Origin of the sequence: Pantoea sp. ACRSB (genome assembly GCF_022346905.1) — a bacterium.
In the GTDB taxonomy this organism is placed as follows: Bacteria; Pseudomonadota; Gammaproteobacteria; order Enterobacterales; family Enterobacteriaceae; genus Pantoea; species Pantoea piersonii.
On sequence record NZ_JAKRNL010000006.1, the window covers coordinates 97,950 to 119,992 of the forward strand.

Below are 22,043 nucleotides of genomic sequence, written 5' to 3' on the forward strand. Positions count from 1 at the left end.
CGCTGCTGACAGGAGAAAAAATATGGCGCTGCCTGTGCTGAAAACGGAACGTCTTTATCGCCAGATCGCTAACGCGATAATGGAAAGTATCAAACGCGGCGAGTTCGCCCCAGGCGCGGCGCTGCCGCCGGAGCGCGAGCTGGCGAAGCAGCTGGGCGTCAGCCGTTCCTCGGTGCGTGAAGCGCTGATTGCGCTGGAAATGACCGGCTGGGTGGATATTCGCACCGGCAATGGCGTCTATGTGATGCAGCCGCTGCCGCAGGCTACTGCTTCCGTGGCGGAGGCGGATTTCAGCCTGGAAGATCTGTTACAGGCGCGTCTCGCTTTTGAAGGGATGCTGGCGGAGATGGCGGCGCGAAACGGCAGCCCGGCGCAGCGCGACCAGCTGCGCGCGCTGGCCGATACGCTACTGCGCTACAACGCCAACGACGCGGAGTTTCTCGATCAGGATAAACGCTTTCATCTGCTGATTAGCGAAATGAGCGGCAACGAGGTACTGCGCGACCTGATGGAGTATCTCTGGAACAAGCGCGACAGCGCGCGTTTCCGGCGGCTGGAGAGCCATTTTGCCGACAACGCCTTTACCCAGGAGATGAACCACGACCATCAGCAGATTGCCGCCGCGATAGAGGCGGGCGATGCCGCCGCCGCGCGCGCCGCGATGGAGAGCCATCTGGCGCAGGTGCAGCAGCGGCTGCTGGGTTAGATTTTATGGCGTTTAGGGCGGCCCGCGCCGAGCATAATCGCCAGCCGGCTGCCGCCTGGGGTCGTTTCCATCAGGATTTTGGTAATGCTGGTTAGCGGTACGGAAAGCAGCATGCCGACCGGCCCCAGCAGCCAGCCCCAGAAAATCAGCGAAAGGAACACCACCAGCGTTGACAGCCCCAGGCCGCGCCCCATTACGCGTGGCTCCAGCATATTGCCGAACACCATATGAATGGCGATAAACAGCGCCGCCACCAGCATCGCGTCGTAGGGGCTGTTAAGCAGCAGCGCCTGCAATACGGGCGGAATGCCGGCGATAATCGGGCCGATATTGGGAATGTAGTTAAGAATAAAAGCGACTACGCCCCACAGCAGCGCGAACTTAACATCGAGCAGAAACAGGCTGCCCCACACCGACACGCCAGTAATCAGGCTGATCAACGTCTTCAGCGCCAGATAGTGGGTTACGCCTTTCAGCGCCCTGTGCAGCCCGGCGATGCGGATCTGCGGATTGGTCAGGGCATTGCGCATTTTGTAGGGCAGGTGACGCACTTCAAACAGCATAAACACCACCGTCAGGATCAGCAGTACGAAGTTGCTCATCATGCCGGAGAACTGCGTCAGCGCGACGGTGGCGAACGACATCAGCATATTGGGATCAAAGCGCTGCACCAGCGTCGTGGTTGAGACGTGAATGCCGATGCCCGCCGCCAGATGCTGCACCACGCTCATCTTCCTCTCCATAGTGGTGCGCAGCTGCGGATAGATATCGGAGAATTCGCTTACCGAGCTGGCGAGCACCGCCACCAGCAGCAAAATAACGATAAATATCACCGTAATCACTACCGTGATCGCCAGCCCGCGCCGCCAGCCGCGCCGCATTAAAAAGGTGACGATAGGATTCAGTACGATGGCGAAAAAGGCGGCCAGTAAAAAGGGCACCATAATTTCGGACGCGGCGCGGATCCCGGCGAGAATAATCACCAGCATCGCCAGCTTAATCAGAATGCTTTGTCCTACTTTTTCCTGCTGTTGTTCGCTCATTCCCTCTCCAGAAAAGCCAGACCGCAGAGAGTAGTGTAGCTGAACGGCAATTAAACGCCTGATTCTGCTATGAAAGCGTAACGATAATCAGACTTTTTTACTGCGCTGCAGCAGCGCCGTCGCGCCCAGCATCAGCGCCAGCGTGGCGACCAGCGTCAACGTCGCCATCGCCATGCCTTGTCCCACCGAGCCTTGTTCGAACTGACGCCAGATAAACAGGGCGACGGTCTGTACGCCAGCAGGTGCCAGCAGCAGTGAGGTCACCAGCTCGCGCGAGGCGACGGCGAACACCATCATCATCGCCGCCAGCAAGCTGGGTGACACCAGCGGAAAGACTACCAGACGCAGCGCCTGAAGGCGCGAGGCGCCGTGTACGCGCGCCGCTGGCTCCAGCGTCGGCGCAAGCTGACGCAGCGCGCTGCTGACGTAGCGCACCGGCCAGGGCAGCAGCAGACAGCAGTAGGAGAGCAGCAGGATTGCTGGCGTGTTATAGGGCGAGACCGGCCAGAAGCTGCGGTTCCACAGCAGGATCAGACCGACGCCGATGACCACGCCAGGGATCGCCGCAGGCAGCAGCGCCAGACCATCCAGCAGCGCCAGCGCGCGGCTTTTGCCTTCCGCCACGCGCCACGCCACCAGAAAACCCAGCGCGCCAGTGAGCAGCGCCGCGCCAAACGCCAGCCCGATGCTGGTAGAAAAGGCGCTCAGCGCATCGCCCTGCTGCGAAAAGAGCGCGGCGAAATGGCGCAGCGTCAGATTCGCACCGCTGAGGCCGCCCGACAGGGTATCGAGCAGGCCGCTCAGCGTCATCGAGCAGAGCGGCAGCGCGACGGCAACCAGCGCCGTAAGCGCAAACAGCAGCACTATCGGCAAGGTCCAGACGCCTGCGCTGACCGCTTCGCTGGCCGCGGGCTTGCCGCCAATAGTGGCGACATCCTGCGCGGCGGTCAGACGGCGCTGAGCGAACCAGGCGGCCAGCGCGACCAGACTCAACAGCAGCGACAGCAGCGCCGCGCCGGGTAAATCGATCGGCCAGTCCGACAGCTTCTGCTCAATGCCGACCGTCATCAGGGTGATACCAGCGCGGGCACCAAGCGCCGCCGGTACGCCATATTCATCAATCGCCAGCGTGAAGGCGAGCAGCGCGCTGCCCGCCAGCGCGGGCAGCAGCAGGGGCAGCGTAACGTGCCAGAAGGCGCGCCATGCCGACGCGCCGTGTACGCGTGCCACCAGCGCCAGCCGCTGCCCGCTCGCCATCAGCGCGCGCGATACGGCGAAATAGACCACCGGAAAGATATTGATCGTCATCACCAGCGTGATGCCGCTGGCGCTGAACAGCAGGCTCTCCAGATCGAGACCGGTAAGCTGCTGCACATAGCCGTTGCGCTGCAGTGCCAGCGTCCAGTTCAGCGCCGCGATATAGGGCGGCGTAAGAAAGGGCACCAGAAACAGCAGATCCCACAGTGCGCCACCAGGCAGGCGAAACAGGCCTCGCAGCGCGCCGAGCGGCAACCCGATAATCAGGCTGCACAGCGCTACGCCCAGGCCCACCTTCAGCGTGCCGAACCCCATCGGCAGCAGCGCGTCGTCGGTAAACAGGCGCGGCAGCGCGCTGAATGCGCCCTGCCAGCTTCCGGCGCCCAGCTGCGGAAATATCGCCTGCAGCACAATAAACAGCAGCGGCAGCGCCACCAGCACGCCGAGCGCCAGCAGGATCAGGCTGTTCAGAACGCGCGACATCTTACTGTCCGAACAGCGTCGCGAAGCGCTTCAGAATCGACGCGCGATCGGCGTTGCTCTCCTGCGGCATCGGTAGCAGCCGGATCTCGGTAATCAGCGGGCGCTGCGCCTTGATATCGGTACGCGCGGGCATCAGCCAGGCGTTCGCCACCTGCTGCTGGCCTTCATCAGAAAGCACATAGTCGATGAATTTCTTCGCGTCGTCGGCGTGCTGGCTGCTTTTCAGGATCATCATCGGACGCGGCGCGACCACGGTGCCGCTTTCCGGGAAGATCACCTTCACCGCTTCGCCCTGGGCGATATTGTTGTAGGTGACATAGTCCACCGCGCCGAATACCGCCGCCTTCGCGCCCTGCAGCACCGGCGTGACCGCCTGCGCGTTTGGCCCGCTGACCACCATGCCGTTCTCTTTCAGCTGCTGGAACAGCGTCCAGGCTTTTTCGCCTTCGCTGTTTTGCAAACCAGCCAGCAGATCGAGCGATGCGCCAGAGAGCGCCGGATCCGGCGTGGTGACCTTATCTTTGAACGCCGGGCCGGTGAGGTCCTGCCAGTTTTTCGGCTCCGGCGTGCCGCTTTTGGTATTCCATACAATGCCGAGCGCGGAGATGCCCTGCGCCACGTAGTCGTTGGTTTTAAAGGCGTCCGGCACCTTTGCGGCGTTGGGGCTTTGATAGGGCTGCAGCCAGCCGCGCTGTTGCAGATCTTCGGCGATATCCCATGAGGCGGAAATCAATACGTCGGCCTGCGGGCTGGCCTGCTCGGCCTCCAGCCGCGCCATAACCTTGCCGGTCGTGGCCTGAAAGATATTTACCTTAATGCCGGTCTGTTTTTCGAATCCGGCTGCCAGGCTTTTCGCCAGCGAGCCGGGGCCAGCGGTGTACACCGTCAGCGCATGGGCGTCACTCATCATTGCGACAGAGGTCAGCAGCATCGTTAACATCGCTCCTGTTTTAACGGGCTTGAGAAAAGACATAGGGTTCCCCTGAGGATTGGGTAATGGACACAATCTGGCCCTGCGCCAGATGAAGGGTGCGATCGGCAATAATCTCCGCCTCGTCGCGGTCATGGGTTACGTAGACGGCGGTGGTGCCGGACTGGCGCAGCAGCGCCTTCATGCTGTGCACCAGCGTTTCTCGCAGGTCGCGGTCGAGGTTGGAAAGCGGTTCGTCAAACAGCAGAATGGCCGGTTCGGCCACCAGCGCGCGCGCCAGTGCCACGCGCTGCTGCTGCCCGCCGGAGAGCGCGGCAGGCTTACGCGCCGTGAAACCCTCAAGACCGACGCGCGCCAGCATGGCGCGGGCCTGCTCTTCGCGCGGCTTTTTCCCCACGCCGCGCATGCGCAGCGGGAAGGCGACGTTCTCACCGACGCTCATATGCGGCCAGAGCGCGTAATCCTGAAACACCATGCCGAGCTGGCGCGCTTCGGGCGGCAGCGAATGGCGGCCGCTGGCGACGCAGCGATCGCCGATCCAGATTTCGCCGCTTTCGGGCTGATTCAGGCCAGCCAGCAGTTTCAGCAGGGTGCTTTTGCCGCAGCCGGACGGGCCGAGCAGGGCCAGGGTTTCGCCAGCAGCGATCTCAAAAGACAGGTTGTGCAGGACCGGCTGGCGACTGATGGACCAGCTGACCGCTTTAACAGAGACAGGCAGGGAAGCGCGCGTCATCGGCCACCTCCGCGCGGGCGCGGGGGCTGGACGAAGCTCAGGCGCGCCTGAAAACTCAGGAGCGTCATCAGATTGTTATCCTCTTTGGGACTTATTGCGCGAGTGTAGGCGGTGATTATGACGACCCGATGACTAAAACCGCCCTCCTGGCGCGGCTGCGGCTCGAAATATTCCGCTGATGGTGGCAAGCTGTAGATAAAACTCAGTCAACCACGAGCGCACTTTGTCATGCCAGATCAACCCGCAGCGGAACCTGCTCATAAGGGCGTCGGATTAACCCTTCTGATTATCTCGATCGTGATCTACAACTTCGCCAGCTATCTCACCATCGGCCTGCAGCTGGCGGTGCTGCCAGGTTTGGTGCATGACCAGCTCGGCTACAGCGCCTTCTGGGCGGGGGTGGTGATCAGCCTGCAGTACCTGGCGACGCTGCTGAGCCGCCCCCATGCCGGGCGCTACGCCGATATCTGGGGGCCTAAGCGCGTGGTGGTGCTGGGGCTGGCGGGGGTGCTGCTCAGCGGGCTCTGCTACCTGCTGGCGACCTGGCTTGCGGTAGCGCCGATCGCCAGCCTGGCGCTGCTTTGCATCGGGCGCGTTATTCTCGGCGTCGGACAGAGCTTTACCGGTACCGGCACCTCGCTCTGGGGCGTCGCGCGCGTCGGCTCGCTGCATATCGGCCGCGTTATCTCATGGAACGGCATCTGCACCTACGGCGCGATGGCGCTGGGCGCGCCGCTTGGCGTCATCATCTATCGTCAAGGCGGCCTGCTGCTGCTCTCCGTGGTGATTATCGCTATCTGTGCGCTGGCGATAGCGCTGGCGCTGCCGCGCCCGGCGGTGAAGGGCAGCCGCGCGCGTCCGCTGCCGTTCCGCGACGTGCTCGGCAAGATTTACGGCTTTGGTCTGATTCTGGCGATGGGATCGGCGGGATTTGGCGTGATCGCCACCTTTATTACCCTGTTTTATCAGGCGAAAGGGTGGGACGGCGCGGCTTTCGCGCTGACGCTGTTTAGCGCGGCCTTTGTCGGCACGCGTCTGCTGTTCCCCAACGCGATCAACCGCCTCGGCGGGCTGCGCGTCGCCAGCGCCTGTCTGGCGGTGGAGGCGGTCGGTCTGTTTCTGGTGGCGGGCGCATTCGATCCCTGGATGGCGAAAACCGGCGCGCTACTGACCGGAGCCGGTTTCTCGCTGGTCTTCCCGGCGCTCGGCGTGGTCGCGGTGAAAGCGGTGCCGCAGGCAAATCAGGGCAGCGCGCTGGCGACCTATACCGCCTTTATGGATTTAGCGCTCGGGATTACCGGGCCGGTAGCGGGATTTATCATGAGTTTCGCCGGGGTGCCGCTGGTCTATCTGCTGACGGCGCTGCTGGTCTGTCTGGGGCTGTTCTGCACGCTGCGGCTGACAAAACGGTTGCCGGAGAGATCGGCAGAAGCGAAAGAGAATTAAAAAAACGGCCTCCGACCGAGGCCAAAACGTGTCCGAGACACAGATAAGGGTAGGGCGACGCGGCGGGTAATGGCCCGCCGCGTGACATTCAGGCCTGCAGCAGGTCGATGCTGTGGCGAATCTGGCGCTCAATTTCAGCAGGCGTCCAGCTGTTCAGTTCAGACGAGAACGGCTCGAAGGCGTAGATGCCCTTGTAGCCAAGCATCTCCAGTCGTTTCACCTGCGCCACGCTGTTCAGCACGTCGCGGTCGCTCAGCATAATGCGCTCTTCGTCGGTCAGTTCTGCGGTGGGGCGCGTATCTTCCACGCCGGAGAGATGCACCAGGCCAATCATGTTGACATCGATCTCCGCCGGAAACTCCTGTTCGGCTTTCTCATACAGATGATGGTGGAAGGTGTCGATGACCAGCTTAAAGGGCACCTGGGCGTCGCGGATAAGCTGCTGCGCCTGCACCGCCGAGCGCAGAGAGCTGACCGGGAAGCCCAGCGGCTCCACCAGTCCCTGGACGCCATGTTGCGCAAAACGCGGCGCAAGCGTGCGAAGCGCCGCCAGCGTGTCGTCCGGCGCAATGTTGACGCCTTCGTTTAGCGGGCACATGACCAGCGCCTTCGCGCCGATCGCCTGCGCGTCCTGCAGCAGCACGTCGGTTTTCGCCAGCAGCGCCTCATCCACGCGGTTAAAGGGATAAATCGCGTTAATGGTAATCACTTCGATGTTGTACTTCGTTAACAGGGCGCGCGTCTGCTCATAAGTCAGATCGTCGCACACCTTGCCGCTCGGCATGTCGTTACGCAGTTCTACTTTATTCAGGCCCAGGCGTTGAACCAGCTGGAAAAACGCCTCCAGAGAAAGGGTTGGCGCAATTTTACGGTTAATACAGAAACGGGTGGGGTCGATGGCCATGCTGCAGCTCCTGTAGTGTTGCAAGAGGAAAGATAAATAGGCTGGGGCCAAAGAAAACATTTATTTCATGAATAGTGAATTATGAAATTTAAAGGTTGAGATCTGCCTCTCAATAATTTCATTTTCCGCCGTTGCTGCGCCTGTTTAGCGCTGCATTGATGATGAAAAACTGGCTGTTAAGGAGAGTTTAATCAGCGCGCTACGCCCTGTCACCACGCGGTTTTTGGCGTCGGTCGAGAAAATGCGATCTATGCCGCTAAAAGGGAATTTCCCAAAAACTTTTATTTGAAAAATTTATTTCACTGTAATAGCTTCTTAGCATGCTTTCGGTTTTGCCTGATCAGGCGGCGTGGCGTCACGCTAAGACTCTGCAGGGAACTCACACATCTTAAGAGGCTATGAAATGAATATCACAGGAAACTTCATTGGCGGTCAGATTACCTACAGCGCCAGCAACGAAACCATCCCTGTTTATGACCCGGCGACCGGCAAAGTGGTGCGCGAGTTAACGCAGAGTACCGGCGCAGAAGTCGCCGAAGCGATTAAAGTGGCGCATGACGCCTTCCCCGCCTGGTCGAAAACTTCACCGCTGCGCCGCGCGCGCGTTTTGTTTAACTTCAAAGCGCTGATGGAGCAGCACCGCGACGAGCTGGCTGAACTGATTGTCTCTGAACACGGCAAAGTGTGGTCGGATGCGCAGGGCGAGCTGACGCGCGGGCTTGAAGTGGTAGAGTTCGCCTGCGGCATTCCGCATCTGATTAAGGGCGAATACTCGGCAAACGTAGGCACAGGCGTTGACAGCTACTCGCTGATGCAGCCGGTGGGAGTGGTTGCGGGTATTACCCCGTTTAACTTCCCGGCAATGGTGCCGCTGTGGATGTTCCCGATCGCGCTGGCCTGCGGTAACACCTTTGTGCTTAAGCCGCCTGCGCTCGATCCTTCCGCAGCGGTGCGTATGGCGGAGCTGCTGAAAGAAGCAGGCCTGCCGGACGGCGTGTTTAACGTGGTGCACTCTTCCAACGAAGACGCCGAGCAGCTCTATAAAGATCCGCGCATCGCGGCGGTAAGCTTCGTCGGCTCTTCCGGCGTCGCCGAGCACATCTATAAAACCGCCAGCGCCCACGGCAAACGCGTGCAGGCATTCGGCGCGGCGAAGAACCACGCTATCGTCATGCCGGACGCCGATCTCGACGCGACGGTGAATGCCATTATGGGCGGCGCATTTGGCTCCGCTGGCGAACGCTGCATGGCGCTGCCGGTCGTGGTCGCGGTCGGCGACGATACCGCCGACAAGCTGATTGCTCGCCTGACGCCGCTGATCAAAGCGCTGCGCGTCGGGCCTGGCATCAAGCAGGGCGCAGAAGAGAATGAGATGGGGCCGGTTGTCTCTGCCGCGCATCAGAAAAAAGTGCTGGGCTATATCGACAAGGGCGAGCAGGAAGGAGCGAAGCTGGTGGTCGACGGCCGCAACTTCCAGGTGCCGGGCCACGCTGAAGGCTACTACGTTGGCGGCACGCTGTTCGATAACGTGACGTCGGATATGACTATCTGGCGCGAAGAGATTTTCGGGCCGGTGCTGAGCATTATGCGTGCACCGGACTACGCCAGCGCGTTGCAGTTAGTAAACAGCCATGAGTTCGGCAACGGCAGCGCCATTTTCACCAGCAACGGCAACACGGCGCGCGAGTTCGTGCAGAACGTGGAAGCGGGCATGGTCGGCGTCAACGTACCGGTGCCGGTACCGATGGCGTTCCACAGCTTCGGTGGCTGGAAGCGTTCAGTGTTCGGCGCGCTTAACGTACACGGGCCGGACGGCGTGCGTTTCTATACCCGCATGAAGACCGCTACGGCGCGCTGGCCGAGCGGCCAGCAGACGGTATCGGAATTCAGTATGCCGACGCTGAGCTAATAAGCGCACAACGTCATAATAACAGCTACAGGCCAGCGGCAACGCGCCTGTAGCTTATTGTTTTCACGTTAAAAAGGAGAGTGGAATGTCTTTTCTTGCAAAAGCGCAGCAGCCGGACGCCAGCGGTCGTATCCAGCACGTGACGCCGGAAAGCGCGGGCTGGCGCTATGTCGGCTTTGACGCCTACCTGCTGAAAAAGGGCGACACTCTGCGACTGAGCAGCGGCGACAAAGAGCTTTGTCTGGTGCTGGTAGCGGGACTCGCTTCGGTAAAAACGCGCCACGCAGACTTCCCTGGCATCGGCAAGCGTATGTCGCCGTTTGAGCGCGTTCCGCCTTATTCTGTTTATGTGCCGCATAACGATGAAGTGGAGATCGTCGCTGACAGCGATCTGGAGCTGGCGGTCTGCAACGCGCCCAGCCAGGGTAATTTGCCGGCGCGTCTGATCGCGCCAGCGGACGTCGGCGTCGAACACCGCGGCAAAGGGCGCAATAAGCGTCTGGTGCACAATATTCTGCCGGACGATAAGCCAGCCGACAGCCTGCTGGTGGTAGAGGTCTATACCGACGAGGGCGATACCAGCTCCTACCCCAGCCATAAGCACGATCAAGAGAGCGAAAACGAAACCTATCTGGAAGAGACCTACTATCACCGTTTCGATCCTGAGCAAGGGTTCGCTATGCAGCGCGTCTACACTGACGACCGCTCGCTGGATGCCTGTATGGCACCTTATAACCGCGACGTTGTGACGGTGCCGCGTGGCTACCATCCGGTGGCGACGATTGCAGGTTACAACAACTACTATCTGAACGTGATGGCGGGGCCGGTGCGGCTGTGGAAATTTACCTGGGAGAAAGATCACGCCTGGGTTAACAGCGATAATTATCCGCGCGGCTAACAGAAGCGGCGTTCATAAAAGAAAAGGGCAACCGCAGGGTTGCCCTTTTTTATTGTCAAAATCGGTACTCAGGTGCTGGCATTATTTAACGCCAGCGATACCGCCAGCGTCTGCGCCAGACAGAGCGAAGCGACCTGTGAACGGAAGCCGTCCACCTGCGCTTCACGCACCACAAAACAGACGTCGCTGAACGCTGCCAGCGGACTCACCTGGCTGTCGGTAATAGCGATCTGATGCGCGCCGCGCTTCGCGCCCATCTCTACCAGCTCTACCGCTTCGCGCGCGTAAGGGGAGTAGCTGATGGCGATAACGACATCTTTCGGGTTTACCAGGCTGAGCTGTTCGGTGAACATGCCGCCCAGGCCGTCGATCAGGAAAGCGCGGCGCTCAAGATGGCGCAGCGCATAGACCAGATAGGAAGCGACGCTGAACGAGCGGCGCAGGCCGATTACATAGATATTCTCAGCGTCATTCAGCAACTGCACCGCTTTGTTAAGCTGGTCGGGATTAGTCTGCATCGCCAGCTGTTGCAGCGCCTGGCTGTTGACCATGGTAAAGACGTTGAGGATTTCTACCGGGCTTTCCGGCGAAGTCGCAGCGTCGTCGGTAGCGGTCTGACGGAACAGGCGCGCGCGCTCGGTATAGTTAACCGTCTCTTCCATCAGGTGCTGACGAAAAACCTGTTTCATTTCGTTGAAGCCGCTGAAGCCGAACGCGTTAGCGAAGCGAATAAGCGTTGACGGCGGTACGTCAGCCTGAGCGGCAATAGAAGCCACGGTATCAAAGGCGATGCTGTTGCTGTTATCAAGAATATAACGAGCCACCTGCTTCAGTCGCTTGCTCAGCGTTTCATAGCGTCGACGAATATCATCCTGTAACAGGGAGAGTTGAGTAGGGTTATTGGTCATTACTTCGGCCCGTTAAAAAAGAAATATGGCTGGATAATGAGCGCTATAGTACCAGATGAATGGAAAATTTCATTTGTTTGCGCCCGGGGCGGGATTTATTTCATGGGTTTATGAATTGCCTCACATAATGCGGGGAATAGGGTGGGAATGGCAGTGAAAACCCAGAGATAAAGCGGATTTAAAAATCCTGCGCCCCGTGAGGCGGCGCAGGATCGCACAGGAAAGGCTTTTACAGCCCGGCGTTTTCGCGAATATATTTGCGCGCTTTCACCGCATATTCAAACGGGTTAGCCAGTGCCGGATCCTGCTCCGCTTCTACCACCATCCAGCCTTTATAGCCGTAATCATCCAGAATTTTAAACACTGGCCTGAAGTCGATAACGCCGTCGCCCGGTACGGTGAAGGTGCCTTTCTTCACGCCATCGAGGAAGCAAAGATGATTTTTGCGCACCTCTGCGACGACCTCATCGCGCACATCCTTCAGATGCACATGGAAAATACGCGGCAGATATTTTTGCAGCACGTCGAGCATCGCCTGCTGCGAGCCTTCGGAATAGTAAATATGGCCGGTATCGTAGAGCAGCCCAACATTGTCATTGGTCAGCGCCATAAAGCGGTCGATCTCTTCTACGGTCTGAATGCCGGTGCCCATATGATGGTGTAGCGTGACGCGCATCCCTTTCGTCGCCGCGATTTCCGCCAGTTCGTTGTAGCCTTCGGCCGTCAGACGCCACTCTTCATCTGTGAAAATCGGCTTCTGCTCCAGCACCGGCAGCGTGGTGCCCTGGATGCTTTTGCTCTGCTCGGAGCAGCCAATCACGCGCGCGCCCATCGCGTGCAGGAAGTTCATATGATTGACGAATTCATCAATGGTTTTCGCCTTGTCGCCGTTAGCGAAGAAGGTGCTAAACCAGGCGTTGCAAATCTCAATGCCGCGAATATCGAGCATCGGCTTCAACACCGCCGGCTCGCGCGGATATTTGCTGCCGACTTCGCTGCCGGTAAAGCCCGCCAGCGCCATTTCGCTTACGGTCTGCTGAAAGGTGTTCTCTTTCCCCAGTTCCGGCATGTCGTCGTTGGTCCAGCCAATCGGCGCGATAGCCAGTTTTACGTTCTCTTTGTTCATCTGTTTAGTCCTGACAGGTCGGGGCGGCCGCAGCCGCCCGCAAGGAGAGGAAAACGCTTATTTCTTGTCGTAGAAAGCCGGACGTGGCGGCATTTCGACCGGCTCGATAGCGCCGCTCTGCTGCGCCTTCAGGCAGGCGTCGGCGGCCACCGAGGCGGCAAAGCCGTCCCAGGCGGAAGGGCCGGTAAGCTGGCCCGCTTTCACGTCGTTAATAAAGGCCTGCAGTTCGACGTCATACGCCTCGATAAAGCGATCCTTCCAGTCGGTCAGGATAGTGGTGGAGAGTTTGGCTTCGCTGCGCAGCTGCACTGAGGCAGGTTCTGGCAGTCTGGCGATGCCGGTTTCACCGACGACTTCGCACTGGATATCGTAACCGTAGGCGCAGTTAACGAAGATCTCGACGTCAATGCGTACCCCTTTCTGGGTTTCAAACAGCACGATCTGCGGATCTTTCAGGCGAGCATGGGATTTTGAGGTTACGCGCGGGAAGACCACCTGTACGCTTTTATAGTCGTCATTGGTCAGCCAGCGCAGCACGTCCAGCTCGTGGATCAGCGTATTAGTGATCGCCATATCAGTGGTGTAGCTCTCCGGCACAGCCGGGTTGCGGTGCGCGCAGTGCAGCATCAGCGGTTCGCCAATGCCGCCTTCGGTAATCACTTTTTTCAGCGCGCGGTAGCCCGCATCGTAAGGGCGCATAAAGCCGACCTGCACCAGGCGCTTGCCGTGTTTAATCTCCGCATCTACTACGCGGCGACAGCCTTCCGCGCTCATCGCCAGCGGCTTTTCGCAGAACACCGGCTTGCCTGCGGCGATAGCCGCCAGCGTAAATTCTTCATGCGTCGGGTCCCAGGAGGTCACCAGAATCGCATCCACTTCCGGCGACTGAATGACCTGATGGCCGTCTGCGTAGACTTCCGCTTCAATATTCAGTCGCTGCAACGCGGCGCGCGCGCCGTCGACGTTAATATCCGACACCGCCACAACTTTTGCCCCCTGCAGGACATTGTTGCAGCGACGAATGTGTTCCTGGCCGATTGCGCCAGCACCGATAACGCCTAGTTTCAAAGTCATAATTACACCTGTAGGGTTTATAGTGAGGAATAAAAGGCCGGTTTCCCGGCCGGAAATTAGTATTTACGCGCCTGCTCAAGATGGGCGTTAAGTTTTTCTGCTACCGCCTGCACGCGTTCAGATTCAGAGGCCTGCGCCACGCCGACGTGCCACCAGCTGAAGTATTTATGCACCATGGTCTTCGGCAGCACCTTGATGTCGATAAGTGTGGAAACCGTCTGCTTACGCGCATCTTCCAGCGCCGCGGTAAGCTGATCCAGCGTGGTAACGCGATAGGTTTTACAGCCGTAGCCCGCCGCGATGGCGGCGAAGTCCACCGGCACGAAGCCGCCGTCCAGCTTGCCGCCTTCTGGATTGCGGAAGCGGAATTCGGTGGTGAAGCTGTCCATACCGTGTTCCATCTGCAGGTTGTTAATGCAGCCGTTGGTCATGTTGTCGAACAGCACCACATTGATCTTGGCGCGCTCCTGAATCGAGGTGACCAGCTCGGAGTGCAGCATCATAAAAGAGCCGTCGCCCAGCAGCGCGTAGACCTCGCGATGCGGCTGTGCCAGCTTCGCGCCCAGCGCGGCATTCACTTCATAGCCCATGCAGGAGTAGCCGTACTCAACGTGATACGAGTTGTAGTCGCGGGTGCGCCAGACGCGCTGCAGATCGCCCGGCAGACTGCCCGCTGCCGCCACAATCACTGCATCCTTTGGGAGTTGCTCATTTAGCGTGCCGAGCACGCGGCTCTGGGTGAGCACCGACTGGGTAAGACGATTAAATTCGGCGAATACCGCGTCGCGATCGATATGATCGGCAATCTCCGGAATAAAGCCTTCGCCGGTATATTCCACCTGATAGACGCGCTGCGTCTCTTTCAGCAGTTTGCTCTGCGCCTGCTCGATCTGGCTGCCCCAGTCGTTGCTGTAGTTCTTATCCGCCAGTCCCGCTTCCAGCGCGACGAGCCCTTCACGCGCGTCGGCCAGCAGCTGCACGCCGTCGAGCTTGTAGGTGTCGAAATTACTGACGTTGACGTTAAGGAAGCTGACATCCGGGTTCTGGAAAATCCATTTCGATGCGGTGGTGAAGTCGGTGTAGCGGGTGCCCACGCCAATCACCAGATCCGCCTCTTTCGCCAGCAGGTTGGCGGCCAGACAGCCGGTTTCACCAACGCCGCCGACGTTAAGAGGATGGTCGGAGACGATAGTACCTTTGCCCGCCTGAGTTTCAGCGAACGGAATCTGGTAGCGTTCAGCGAACTGACGCAGCGCCTCGCCCGCTTCAGAATATTTCACGCCGCCGCCCAGCACGATCATCGGCTTGCGTTTGCGTACGATCAGCGCCAGCGCGTCATCAAGCTGCGCGGCGGTCGGCAGACGGCGATCGAGACGGTGCACGCGCTTCTGGAAGAAGTAGTCCGGGAAGTCCCAGGCTTCGCCCTGCACGTCCTGCGGCAGCGCGATCGTCACCGCGCCGGTTTCGGCGGGGTCGGTCAGCACGCGCATGGCGTTAATGCAGGCGGTCATCAGCTGTTCAGGACGGCTGACGCGATCCCAGTATTTGCTTACGGCGCGGAAGGCGTCGTTAGTGCTGATGCTGAGATCGTAACTTTGTTCGATCTGCTGCAGTACCGGATCGGGCTGGCGCGTGGCGAAGACATCGCCCGGCAGCAGCAGCAGCGGAATGCGGTTCGCAGTGGCGGTGGCCGCTGCGGTGATCATATTGGCGGCGCCTGGGCCAACCGATGAGCTGCAGGCGATAATCTGGCGGCGCAGAGACTGTTTGGCGAAGCCCATCGCGGCGTGCGCCATTCCCTGCTCATTACGGCCCTGATGCACAATCAGATCGCCGCTGTCCTGTTCCAGCGCTTGCCCCAGGCCCAGCACGTTGCCGTGACCGAAAATGGCGAAGAGGCCTTTCACAAACTTCGTTTCCACGCCGTCGACATTAATGTATTGATTATCAAGAAACTTAACCAGCGCCTGCGCGGTGGTCATTCTGATTGTGGCCATAGACTTTTCCTTTACATGCTGCAACCTGGTGACAGGTTAGCGACGTGGCGTTCGCGAAGGGCGACCGCAGGTAACTGAACTTGAAGCGATTATAAACAAATATATTTTTCATAAAATACGATTACAGAAGAAACATTTCATTTTGCGATTGAGATCAAATTTAACCGTGAAACGCAGCGTCAGAGGGATGCCGAAGCGGGCTAAGTGAAACAAGAAACGCGAAAAGCAGAGAGTCTGGAAGTTTTCATTTAAATTCAGCTGCTTCCTGCAAAGGCTCAGCTTTTTCTGCGATCCGCCTCACACCCCTGCTGCTGCGCGAAACGGATGAAACATTGCACGCGTGAAGCGCAGGCGGCGCAGAGTAATACCTGGTTCACAAAATCGCGATGGATGTTTCATTCCATATTGAATTTGGAATTTTTATTCCTCATAATTTCTTTATCATTAGTCTGGCAAAGGCCAACCCCCAGACGCACGCCGGGATGCCTGCTCCCTTGCACGCGTGTCTGCTTATCACAGAAGGAAACCACAGGTATGAATACAGAAAAGAAGCGGCTTGATGTGATTTGTATTGGGCGCATCGCCGTTGACCTTTATGGTCAGCAAATTGGTGCGCGGCTGGAGGATATGAGCACGTTTGCTAAATATCTCGGCGGCTCCTCCGGCAACGTCGCCTATGGCACCGCGATTCAGGGGCTGAAATCAGCGATGCTGGCGCGCGTCGGCGATGAGCATAACGGCCGCTTTCTGCGCGAAGAGCTGAATCGCGTAGGGTGTAATACCGACGGACTGATTACCGATAAGCAGCGTCTGACCGGACTGGTGATTCTGGGCATCAAAGATGAAGAGACCTTTCCGCTGATTTTCTACCGCGATAACTGCGCCGATATGGCACTGGTGCCGGACGATATTGATGAAGATTTTATCACCTCGTCGCGCGCAGTCGCCGTAACCGGCACCCATCTTTCGCATCCGCAGACGCGCGCCGCGGTGCTGAAAGCGCTGGATATCGCAAAGCGCAACGGCCTGCGCACCGCGCTGGATATCGACTATCGTCCGGTATTGTGGGGTCTGACCTCACTCGGCGACGGCGAAACGCGTTTCATCGAGTCTGAACAGGTGACGCGACAGCTGCAGGAAGTGATTCACTATTTCGATCTGATTGTCGGTACGGAAGAGGAATTTCATATCGCCGGTGGCAGCACCGATACGCTTACGGCACTGAAAAATGTGCGTCAGGCGACTCAGGCGACGCTGGTTTGTAAGCGCGGTCCGCTGGGCTGCGTGGTATTTGAGGGCGATATTCCCGATTCCTGGGAACAGACGAAGCTGCAAAGCGGCGTGCGGGTTGATGTATTAAACGTGCTGGGCGCCGGCGATGCCTTTATGTCCGGCCTGCTGCGCGGCTGGCTCAACGACGAAGGCTGGGAACAGGCGTGTCGTTACGCCAATGCCTGCGGCGCGCTGGTGGTGTCGCGTCACGGCTGCGCCCCGGCGATGCCGACCAAAGAGGAGCTGGATGATTTCCTCAGCCGCGATAAAGAGGTGAAGCGTCCCGATCTCGACGCGCGCTTAAATCACCTGCATCGCGTAACCACGCGCAAACAGCAGTGGCCGGAGCTGAACGTATTTGCCTTTGACCATCGCAAACAGCTGGCCGATATGGCGCGCGAAGCGGGCGTCGACGAGAGCAAGATCCCGGCGCTGAAAGTGCTGCTGCTGAAGGCGGCTGAAGAGGCGGCGCGCGAGGCCGGACTGGAGAACAAGAGCGGTATTCTTGCCGATACCACTTATGGGCAGAAAGCGCTGAACGCCATTACCGGCAAAGGCTGGTGGATTGGCCGTCCTATCGAAATGCCCAGCTCGCGGCCGCTGCGCCTGGAGCATGGCAATATCGGCTCGCAGCTGATCGACTGGCCGGCGGAGCATGTCGTGAAATGCCTGGTGTTCTACCATCCGCACGACAGCGCCGAAATGCGCAAAGAGCAGGACGATCTGGTGCTTGACGTCTGGAACGGCTGCAACAAGAGCGGGCACGAGCTGCTGCTGGAAGTCATTCTGCCGGAGAGCAATCCCGATCATAACGAGGCCTACTATCTTGAGATCCTCAGCCACTTTTATCAGATGGGCATCCAGCCCGACTGGTGGAAGCTGCCGCCGCTGTCGGCGGAGAGCTGGCAGGCGATTAGCGGCCTGATCGAGCAGCAGGATCCTCATTGCCGCGGCATTTTGCTGCTGGGTCTCGACGCGCCGGAAGAGAAGCTGAAGGCTGGCTTCGCCGCTGCGGCGAAAGCGCCCTGGGTGAAAGGCTTTGCGGTCGGTCGTACTATCTTCGGCCAGCCGTCGCGCCAGTGGCTGCAGGGCGAGCTGGATGATGGGGCGCTGATAGAGAAGGTGAAGGGCAACTATCTGCGGCTGATCGACTACTGGCGCGCCGCGCGCGGTTAACAGCTAAAAAAAACGGCGGGAAAATTCCCGCCGTTTTTATCTGTCAGTTCTTATCTCAGGCGTTCAGCCATCCTTAAAAACATTCTTATTTCAGCGTGATGCTCTGGATAATGCTGTCCGCGTCGCTCTGCGCCTGCTGCTGATTGTCGCCTGGCAGAGTAATCTGCAGCGTCAGCAGTTTACCGTCGACTTTCGCGAGGATCACTGAGGACCAGGAGGTCTGATTATTGGCCGACACTACGCTGTCCAGACGCTGCGCAGGCTGATCTTTCAGGGTAATCGCTTTGTCAGACACCACCTGCAGCTGTGGGTCGCGGTTGCGCTGCTGCTGTTCCAGACGCTGCGCCAGCACGTCCAGCCCTTCGCTGGTGGCGTCGCCTGCGATCACAATAATGGCGCGCGCGCCGGTTTCATCGGCGTATACGTGCATATTGGTGGTCTGGTTGCCCAGCTTGCCGCTCTTGTCCGACATGCCGGCCGGCAGCGAGAAGCTCAGCTTACCGTCCATCAGCGTTACGTTCTGCGACGACTGGCTGGCGCTGGTGCCATTGTTGCCAGCCGCGTCATCTTTCTTCTGATCGCAGGCCGCCAGGCCCAGCACCAGTAAGCCAATACCCGCATATTTCACTAAGTTTCGCATCTGAATCCCTTTATTTGATTCCAGTAAGGCGTTCATACAACTCGAATCAGGCGGCAAAAGCAACCGCCCGATTGTCAGCAGATCTTAGCGGGTCGCAGCGAAACGCTCTATGTCCGTTTAGCCGAAATTAATCTGCGGGCGCTGCGAACGTTCTGTCAGACGTTTCAGCATTGCATTGAGCAGCACGCCATAAGCGGGCAGGAAGAAGACAAGGCAGATCAGCACTTTAAAGCTGTAGTCCACCAGCGCGATCTCTACCCAGTGCGCGGCCATAAAGGGATCGGTGCTTTTATAAAAGGCGATAAAGAAAAAGGCGAGCGTATCGCTGATATTGCCGAGGAACATCGCGCAGCCGGGCGCGATCCACCACTGCGGCAGCTGGCGCAGGCGGTTAAAGACATGGACGTCGAGGATCTGTCCCAGCGCATAGGCCATAAAGCTGGCGCAGGCGATGCGCGCAACGAACAGGTTAACGTGATGCAGCGCGGCGAAGCCCTGCCACTGGCCCTGATAAAACAGACTTGAGACCAGACAGGAGATAAACAGCGCCGGGATCATTACTGCCAGGATAATGCGGCGCGCCAGCGGGGCGCCGAAAATACGCACCGTCAGGTCAGTCGCCAGAAAGATAAACGGGAAGCTGAATGCGCCCCAGGTGGTGTTGAAGCCAAAAACGGAAACCGGCAGCTGCACCAGATAGTTACTGGAGATAATCACCAGCAGATGAAACAGGGATAGCCAGACCAGCGCATGCTGACGCTGACGCGAAGAAAATGCGATCATAATGGACCTTTTTCATATTGGGGTGAGGGAACCCATTGCCGCGCAAAGCGGAGCCTGCGCGACGGTACCGAATGTAAAAACCGCGGCATCTTACCGCGTTGTGCTATTTACGCAATGGTTAATTTTAACGCAATCGTTCTCGTCTTGCGTCTGCGGGCGGGCGCGTTAAAATGAGCGCCCCTGTTTAGAACCGAGTGATTTATGAGCGACAACTTCTCCCATGCCGACCATCAGCTGGATGCCCTGGGCCTGCGTTGCCCGGAGCCGGTAATGATGGTGCGTAAAACGGTCCGCACTATGCAGGACGGGGAAACGCTGTTGATTATCGCCGACGATCCGGCCACTACGCGCGATATTCCCGGCTTCTGCCGCTTTATGGAACACCGCCTGCTGGCGCAGCAAACCGAAACCCTGCCTTATCACTATCTGATCCAGAAGGGTCTCGGCGCCTGATCGTCCTGTCGCGCGTTATTCCCGACGCGTGCGCAGCAGGCGCAGCGCATTAGCGGTCACCAGCGCCGTCGCGCCAGAGTCAGCGACCACCGCCAGCCATAAGCCAGTCAGGCCCAGCAGCGTTGTCACCAGAAACAGCGCCTTCAGCCCCAGCGCAATGGCGATATTCTGCCGTAGCGTGGCGCGCGTGCGCCGCGCCAGCGCCACCAGCGACGGCAATATCGGCAAGGCGTCGCGCGTCAGCGCGGCGTCGGCGGTCTCCAGCGCAATATCGCTGCCGCTGCCCATGGCGATACCGATGGTGGCCGCTTTCATCGCGGGCGCATCGTTGATGCCGTCGCCCACCATCGCCAGCGGCTGCTGCTGGCCCAGCGCGCGAACTGCATCGACCTTATCGGCGGGCAGCAGAGCGGCGCGAAAATCGATGTTGAGTTCGCGAGCGATCGCTGCCGCGGCGCGCGGGTTGTCGCCGGTGAGCATCATGCTTTCAATGCCCATTTTCTTTAATGCCGCCAGCGCGGCCTGCGCATCGTTGCGCAGGTTATCGCGCAGCGCCAGCGCGCCCAAAGGTTCGCCGTCGCGCAGGATCGCCACCAGCGTTTGTCCCTGTTCTTCCTGCTCGACAATCTGCGCGCGCTGCGCGGCGGTCAGGACGTCAACGCGGCCAGGCGACAGCAGTTCCACCTGCGCGCCCTCGACCCGCGCGGCGATGCCGCTGCCCGCCAGCGTCACCTGCTGGCTTGCGGAGGGCAGCGTCAGCTGCCGCTCCCTGGCGGCCGCGACGATCGCCGCCGCCAGCGGATGGGTTGAACCCTGTTCCACCGCCGCCGCCAGCGCCAGCAGCTTATCCTGCGAGAGCGTGGCGAAGCAGAGTACGGCAGCGACCTGCGGCTTGCCCTGCGTCAGGGTGCCGGTTTTGTCGAAGGCGATGGCGCGTATCTGGCTGAGACGCTCCAGTGCCGCGCCGCCTTTAATCAACGCGCCCTGACGCGCGGCGGCGGCGAGGCCGGAGGTAATGGCGGCTGGCGTGGCGATCACCAGCGCGCAGGGGCAGCCGATCAGCAGCAGCGTCAGCCCTTTATAAACCCACGGCAGCCAGGCGCCGAAACCGAGCAGCGGCGGCACCACCATCACCAGCGCGGCCAGCAGCATAATCAGCGGCGTATAGATGCGGCTAAAGCGATCGATAAAGCGTTCCACCGGCGCGCGATGGCTGTCGGCCTCTTCTATCAGCGTCAGAATGCGGTCGATGGCGCTTTCGCCTGGTTTCGAGGTTACCTCAAGCTGAATCAGGCGATCCACGCTGGTGGCACCCGCCAGCAGCGCATCGCCCTTTTCACGCGTCACCGGCAGCGACTCGCCGGTTAGCGCGCTTTCGTCCAGGCTCGCTTCGTCGCTCAGCAGGCGGCCATCGACCGGCAGGCGTCCGCCAGCCGCGACCTCGATCATGTCTCCGGGCCGCAGCGCCGTCAGCGCCACGGTTTCCCGCACCTCGCCTTTTATCCGTACGGCGTTTTCCGGACGCAGCGCCATCAGTTGCGTAACGCCGCTGCGCGCACGCGCGGCGGCAAAGGCTTCCAGTCGTTCGCCCAGCAGAAACAGCAGCAGCACCATCGCCGCTTCGGCATGGGCGCCAATCAGCAGCGCGCCAGCGGCGGCGACGCTCATCAGCATTTCGATAGTAAAGGGCGAGCCGCTGCGCGCGCGTCGCCACGCGTCACGCGCCACCGGCCATAATCCAGTCAGCGTGGTGGCGATAAACAGCGCATCGCCCCAGCGCGGCATGAAGCGGCTCAGCGTAAAGCTGGCGAGCATCATAACGGCGAGTATCAACAGGGTTTGGTTCTCGCGCCAGCGGGAAGCGGGACGGGGCGGCGTCGTCTCGCTGACTAGCGAGAAACCGGCGCGCGCGACGGCCTGTTCAACGGCGGCGGCGATATCATCGCTGGCGTCCACCAGCAGCTTTTCGCTGGCGAAGATGACGCGCGTGTGAACCACCTGGGGCAACTGGCTAACGGCGGTTTCGACGGTGCGGGCGCAGCTGGGACAATCCATGCCGCTGACGCGCCAGCTAAAGTGCCAGGAGCCGCGCCTGTCGCCCTCTTCGTCCCCATCGCCGCCGGGGCTGCTATCAGCCTCGCAGCAGCCACCGCTGCATTCAGGCTGTACGGGCGTGGCGGCCTTGATATTAAGACGAACGGACGAGGCGCCAGGCAGGGCGCACAGGGGTTTGGTTGCGGAATGAGTGGTGCCTGGACGGCCGCAGCCGCAGGCGTGACGATGTTGGTGCATAGAACCTCCAGT

18 protein-coding genes are annotated in these 22,043 nt (G+C 59.7%); 6 read left to right on the plus strand and 12 right to left on the minus strand.

What is annotated here, in order from left to right:
- Window positions 1-22 precede the first annotated feature (22 nt).
- Window positions 23-706, plus strand: coding sequence for a FadR/GntR family transcriptional regulator (locus MHZ89_RS17305; protein WP_311784036.1), 684 nt, complete (start codon window positions 23-25; stop codon window positions 704-706).
- On the opposite strand, the gene MHZ89_RS17310 is transcribed toward MHZ89_RS17305, so the two are convergent.
- From MHZ89_RS17310 to MHZ89_RS17325, 4 genes are all read right to left on the minus strand, one after another.
- Window positions 703-1,749 (minus strand): AI-2E family transporter, encoded by a 1,047-nt coding sequence (locus tag MHZ89_RS17310; protein WP_311784037.1) that lies wholly within the window; start codon window positions 1,747-1,749, stop codon window positions 703-705. The two genes, MHZ89_RS17305 and MHZ89_RS17310, sit on opposite strands and share 4 nt — an antisense overlap.
- Before the next feature lie 87 nt (window positions 1,750-1,836).
- A complete protein-coding gene (locus MHZ89_RS17315; protein WP_311784038.1) occupies window positions 1,837-3,489 on the minus strand; it encodes an ABC transporter permease subunit in 1,653 nt (550 codons plus the stop codon).
- Window position 3,490: 1 nt separating this feature from the next.
- A complete protein-coding gene (locus MHZ89_RS17320; protein WP_311784039.1) occupies window positions 3,491-4,462 on the minus strand; it encodes an ABC transporter substrate-binding protein in 972 nt (323 codons plus the stop codon).
- Complete coding sequence (locus MHZ89_RS17325) at window positions 4,440-5,153, minus strand: ABC transporter ATP-binding protein (RefSeq protein WP_311784040.1); 714 nt, start codon at window positions 5,151-5,153, stop codon at window positions 4,440-4,442. Before MHZ89_RS17325 ends, MHZ89_RS17320 begins: the two co-directional genes overlap by 23 nt.
- A gap of 228 nt (window positions 5,154-5,381) precedes the next feature.
- Here MHZ89_RS17325 and MHZ89_RS17330 point away from each other — a divergent pair, with 228 nt between their 5' ends.
- Entirely contained in the window at window positions 5,382-6,599 is a 1,218-nt protein-coding gene (locus tag MHZ89_RS17330; RefSeq protein WP_311784041.1) for an MFS transporter, read from the plus strand.
- Between the two features lie 88 nt (window positions 6,600-6,687).
- Here the strand turns inward: MHZ89_RS17330 and MHZ89_RS17335 are convergent, their stop codons facing one another.
- Window positions 6,688-7,503 carry a TIM barrel protein gene (locus tag MHZ89_RS17335; RefSeq protein WP_311784042.1) on the minus strand — a complete coding sequence of 272 codons (816 nt, stop codon included), beginning with the start codon at window positions 7,501-7,503 and terminating at the stop codon, window positions 6,688-6,690.
- Window positions 7,504-7,906: 403 nt separating this feature from the next.
- Here MHZ89_RS17335 and MHZ89_RS17340 point away from each other — a divergent pair, with 403 nt between their 5' ends.
- Together MHZ89_RS17340 and iolB are read left to right on the plus strand one after the other, a co-directional pair.
- Window positions 7,907-9,412 (plus strand): CoA-acylating methylmalonate-semialdehyde dehydrogenase, encoded by a 1,506-nt coding sequence (locus MHZ89_RS17340; RefSeq protein ID WP_311784043.1) that lies wholly within the window; start codon window positions 7,907-7,909, stop codon window positions 9,410-9,412.
- 85 nt (window positions 9,413-9,497) lie between these two features.
- Window positions 9,498-10,310, plus strand: coding sequence for a 5-deoxy-glucuronate isomerase (gene iolB, locus MHZ89_RS17345; protein WP_120457165.1), 813 nt, complete (start codon window positions 9,498-9,500; stop codon window positions 10,308-10,310).
- A 68-nt stretch (window positions 10,311-10,378) separates the two neighbouring features.
- Here iolB and MHZ89_RS17350 read toward each other — a convergent pair whose 3' ends face one another.
- The 4 genes from MHZ89_RS17350 to iolD all read right to left on the minus strand — a co-directional run bounded on the left by MHZ89_RS17350 (window position 10,379) and on the right by iolD (window position 15,415).
- A complete protein-coding gene (locus MHZ89_RS17350) occupies window positions 10,379-11,218 on the minus strand; it encodes a MurR/RpiR family transcriptional regulator (protein WP_311784044.1) in 840 nt (279 codons plus the stop codon).
- 229 nt (window positions 11,219-11,447) lie between these two features.
- On the minus strand, window positions 11,448-12,344 hold the full coding sequence (iolE, locus tag MHZ89_RS17355; RefSeq protein WP_311784045.1) for a myo-inosose-2 dehydratase: 897 nt from the start codon (window positions 12,342-12,344) through the stop codon (window positions 11,448-11,450).
- A 57-nt stretch (window positions 12,345-12,401) separates the two neighbouring features.
- On the minus strand, window positions 12,402-13,418 hold the full coding sequence (locus tag MHZ89_RS17360; RefSeq protein ID WP_311784046.1) for a Gfo/Idh/MocA family oxidoreductase: 1,017 nt from the start codon (window positions 13,416-13,418) through the stop codon (window positions 12,402-12,404).
- Window positions 13,419-13,474: 56 nt separating this feature from the next.
- On the minus strand, window positions 13,475-15,415 hold the full coding sequence (iolD, locus tag MHZ89_RS17365; RefSeq protein WP_311784047.1) for a 3D-(3,5/4)-trihydroxycyclohexane-1,2-dione acylhydrolase (decyclizing): 1,941 nt from the start codon (window positions 15,413-15,415) through the stop codon (window positions 13,475-13,477).
- Window positions 15,416-15,949: 534 nt separating this feature from the next.
- Between iolD and iolC the strand changes: the two genes are divergently transcribed.
- Window positions 15,950-17,863, plus strand: a complete 1,914-nt coding sequence (iolC, locus tag MHZ89_RS17370) for a bifunctional 5-dehydro-2-deoxygluconokinase/5-dehydro-2-deoxyphosphogluconate aldolase (RefSeq protein ID WP_311784048.1) — start codon at window positions 15,950-15,952, stop codon at window positions 17,861-17,863.
- An 85-nt stretch (window positions 17,864-17,948) separates the two neighbouring features.
- On the opposite strand, the gene MHZ89_RS17375 is transcribed toward iolC, so the two are convergent.
- On the minus strand, window positions 17,949-18,503 hold the full coding sequence (locus MHZ89_RS17375) for a DcrB family lipoprotein (protein ID WP_311784049.1): 555 nt from the start codon (window positions 18,501-18,503) through the stop codon (window positions 17,949-17,951).
- Between the two features lie 117 nt (window positions 18,504-18,620).
- Window positions 18,621-19,286 carry a 7-cyano-7-deazaguanine/7-aminomethyl-7-deazaguanine transporter gene (locus MHZ89_RS17380; protein ID WP_311784050.1) on the minus strand — a complete coding sequence of 222 codons (666 nt, stop codon included), beginning with the start codon at window positions 19,284-19,286 and terminating at the stop codon, window positions 18,621-18,623.
- Window positions 19,287-19,487: 201 nt separating this feature from the next.
- Between MHZ89_RS17380 and tusA the strand changes: the two genes are divergently transcribed.
- Window positions 19,488-19,739 carry a sulfurtransferase TusA gene (gene tusA / locus MHZ89_RS17385; protein WP_103796303.1) on the plus strand — a complete coding sequence of 84 codons (252 nt, stop codon included), beginning with the start codon at window positions 19,488-19,490 and terminating at the stop codon, window positions 19,737-19,739.
- 15 nt (window positions 19,740-19,754) lie between these two features.
- On the opposite strand, the gene MHZ89_RS17390 is transcribed toward tusA, so the two are convergent.
- On the minus strand, window positions 19,755-22,031 hold the full coding sequence (locus MHZ89_RS17390; protein ID WP_311784051.1) for a zinc/cadmium/mercury/lead-transporting ATPase: 2,277 nt from the start codon (window positions 22,029-22,031) through the stop codon (window positions 19,755-19,757).
- Window positions 22,032-22,043 lie beyond the last annotated feature (12 nt).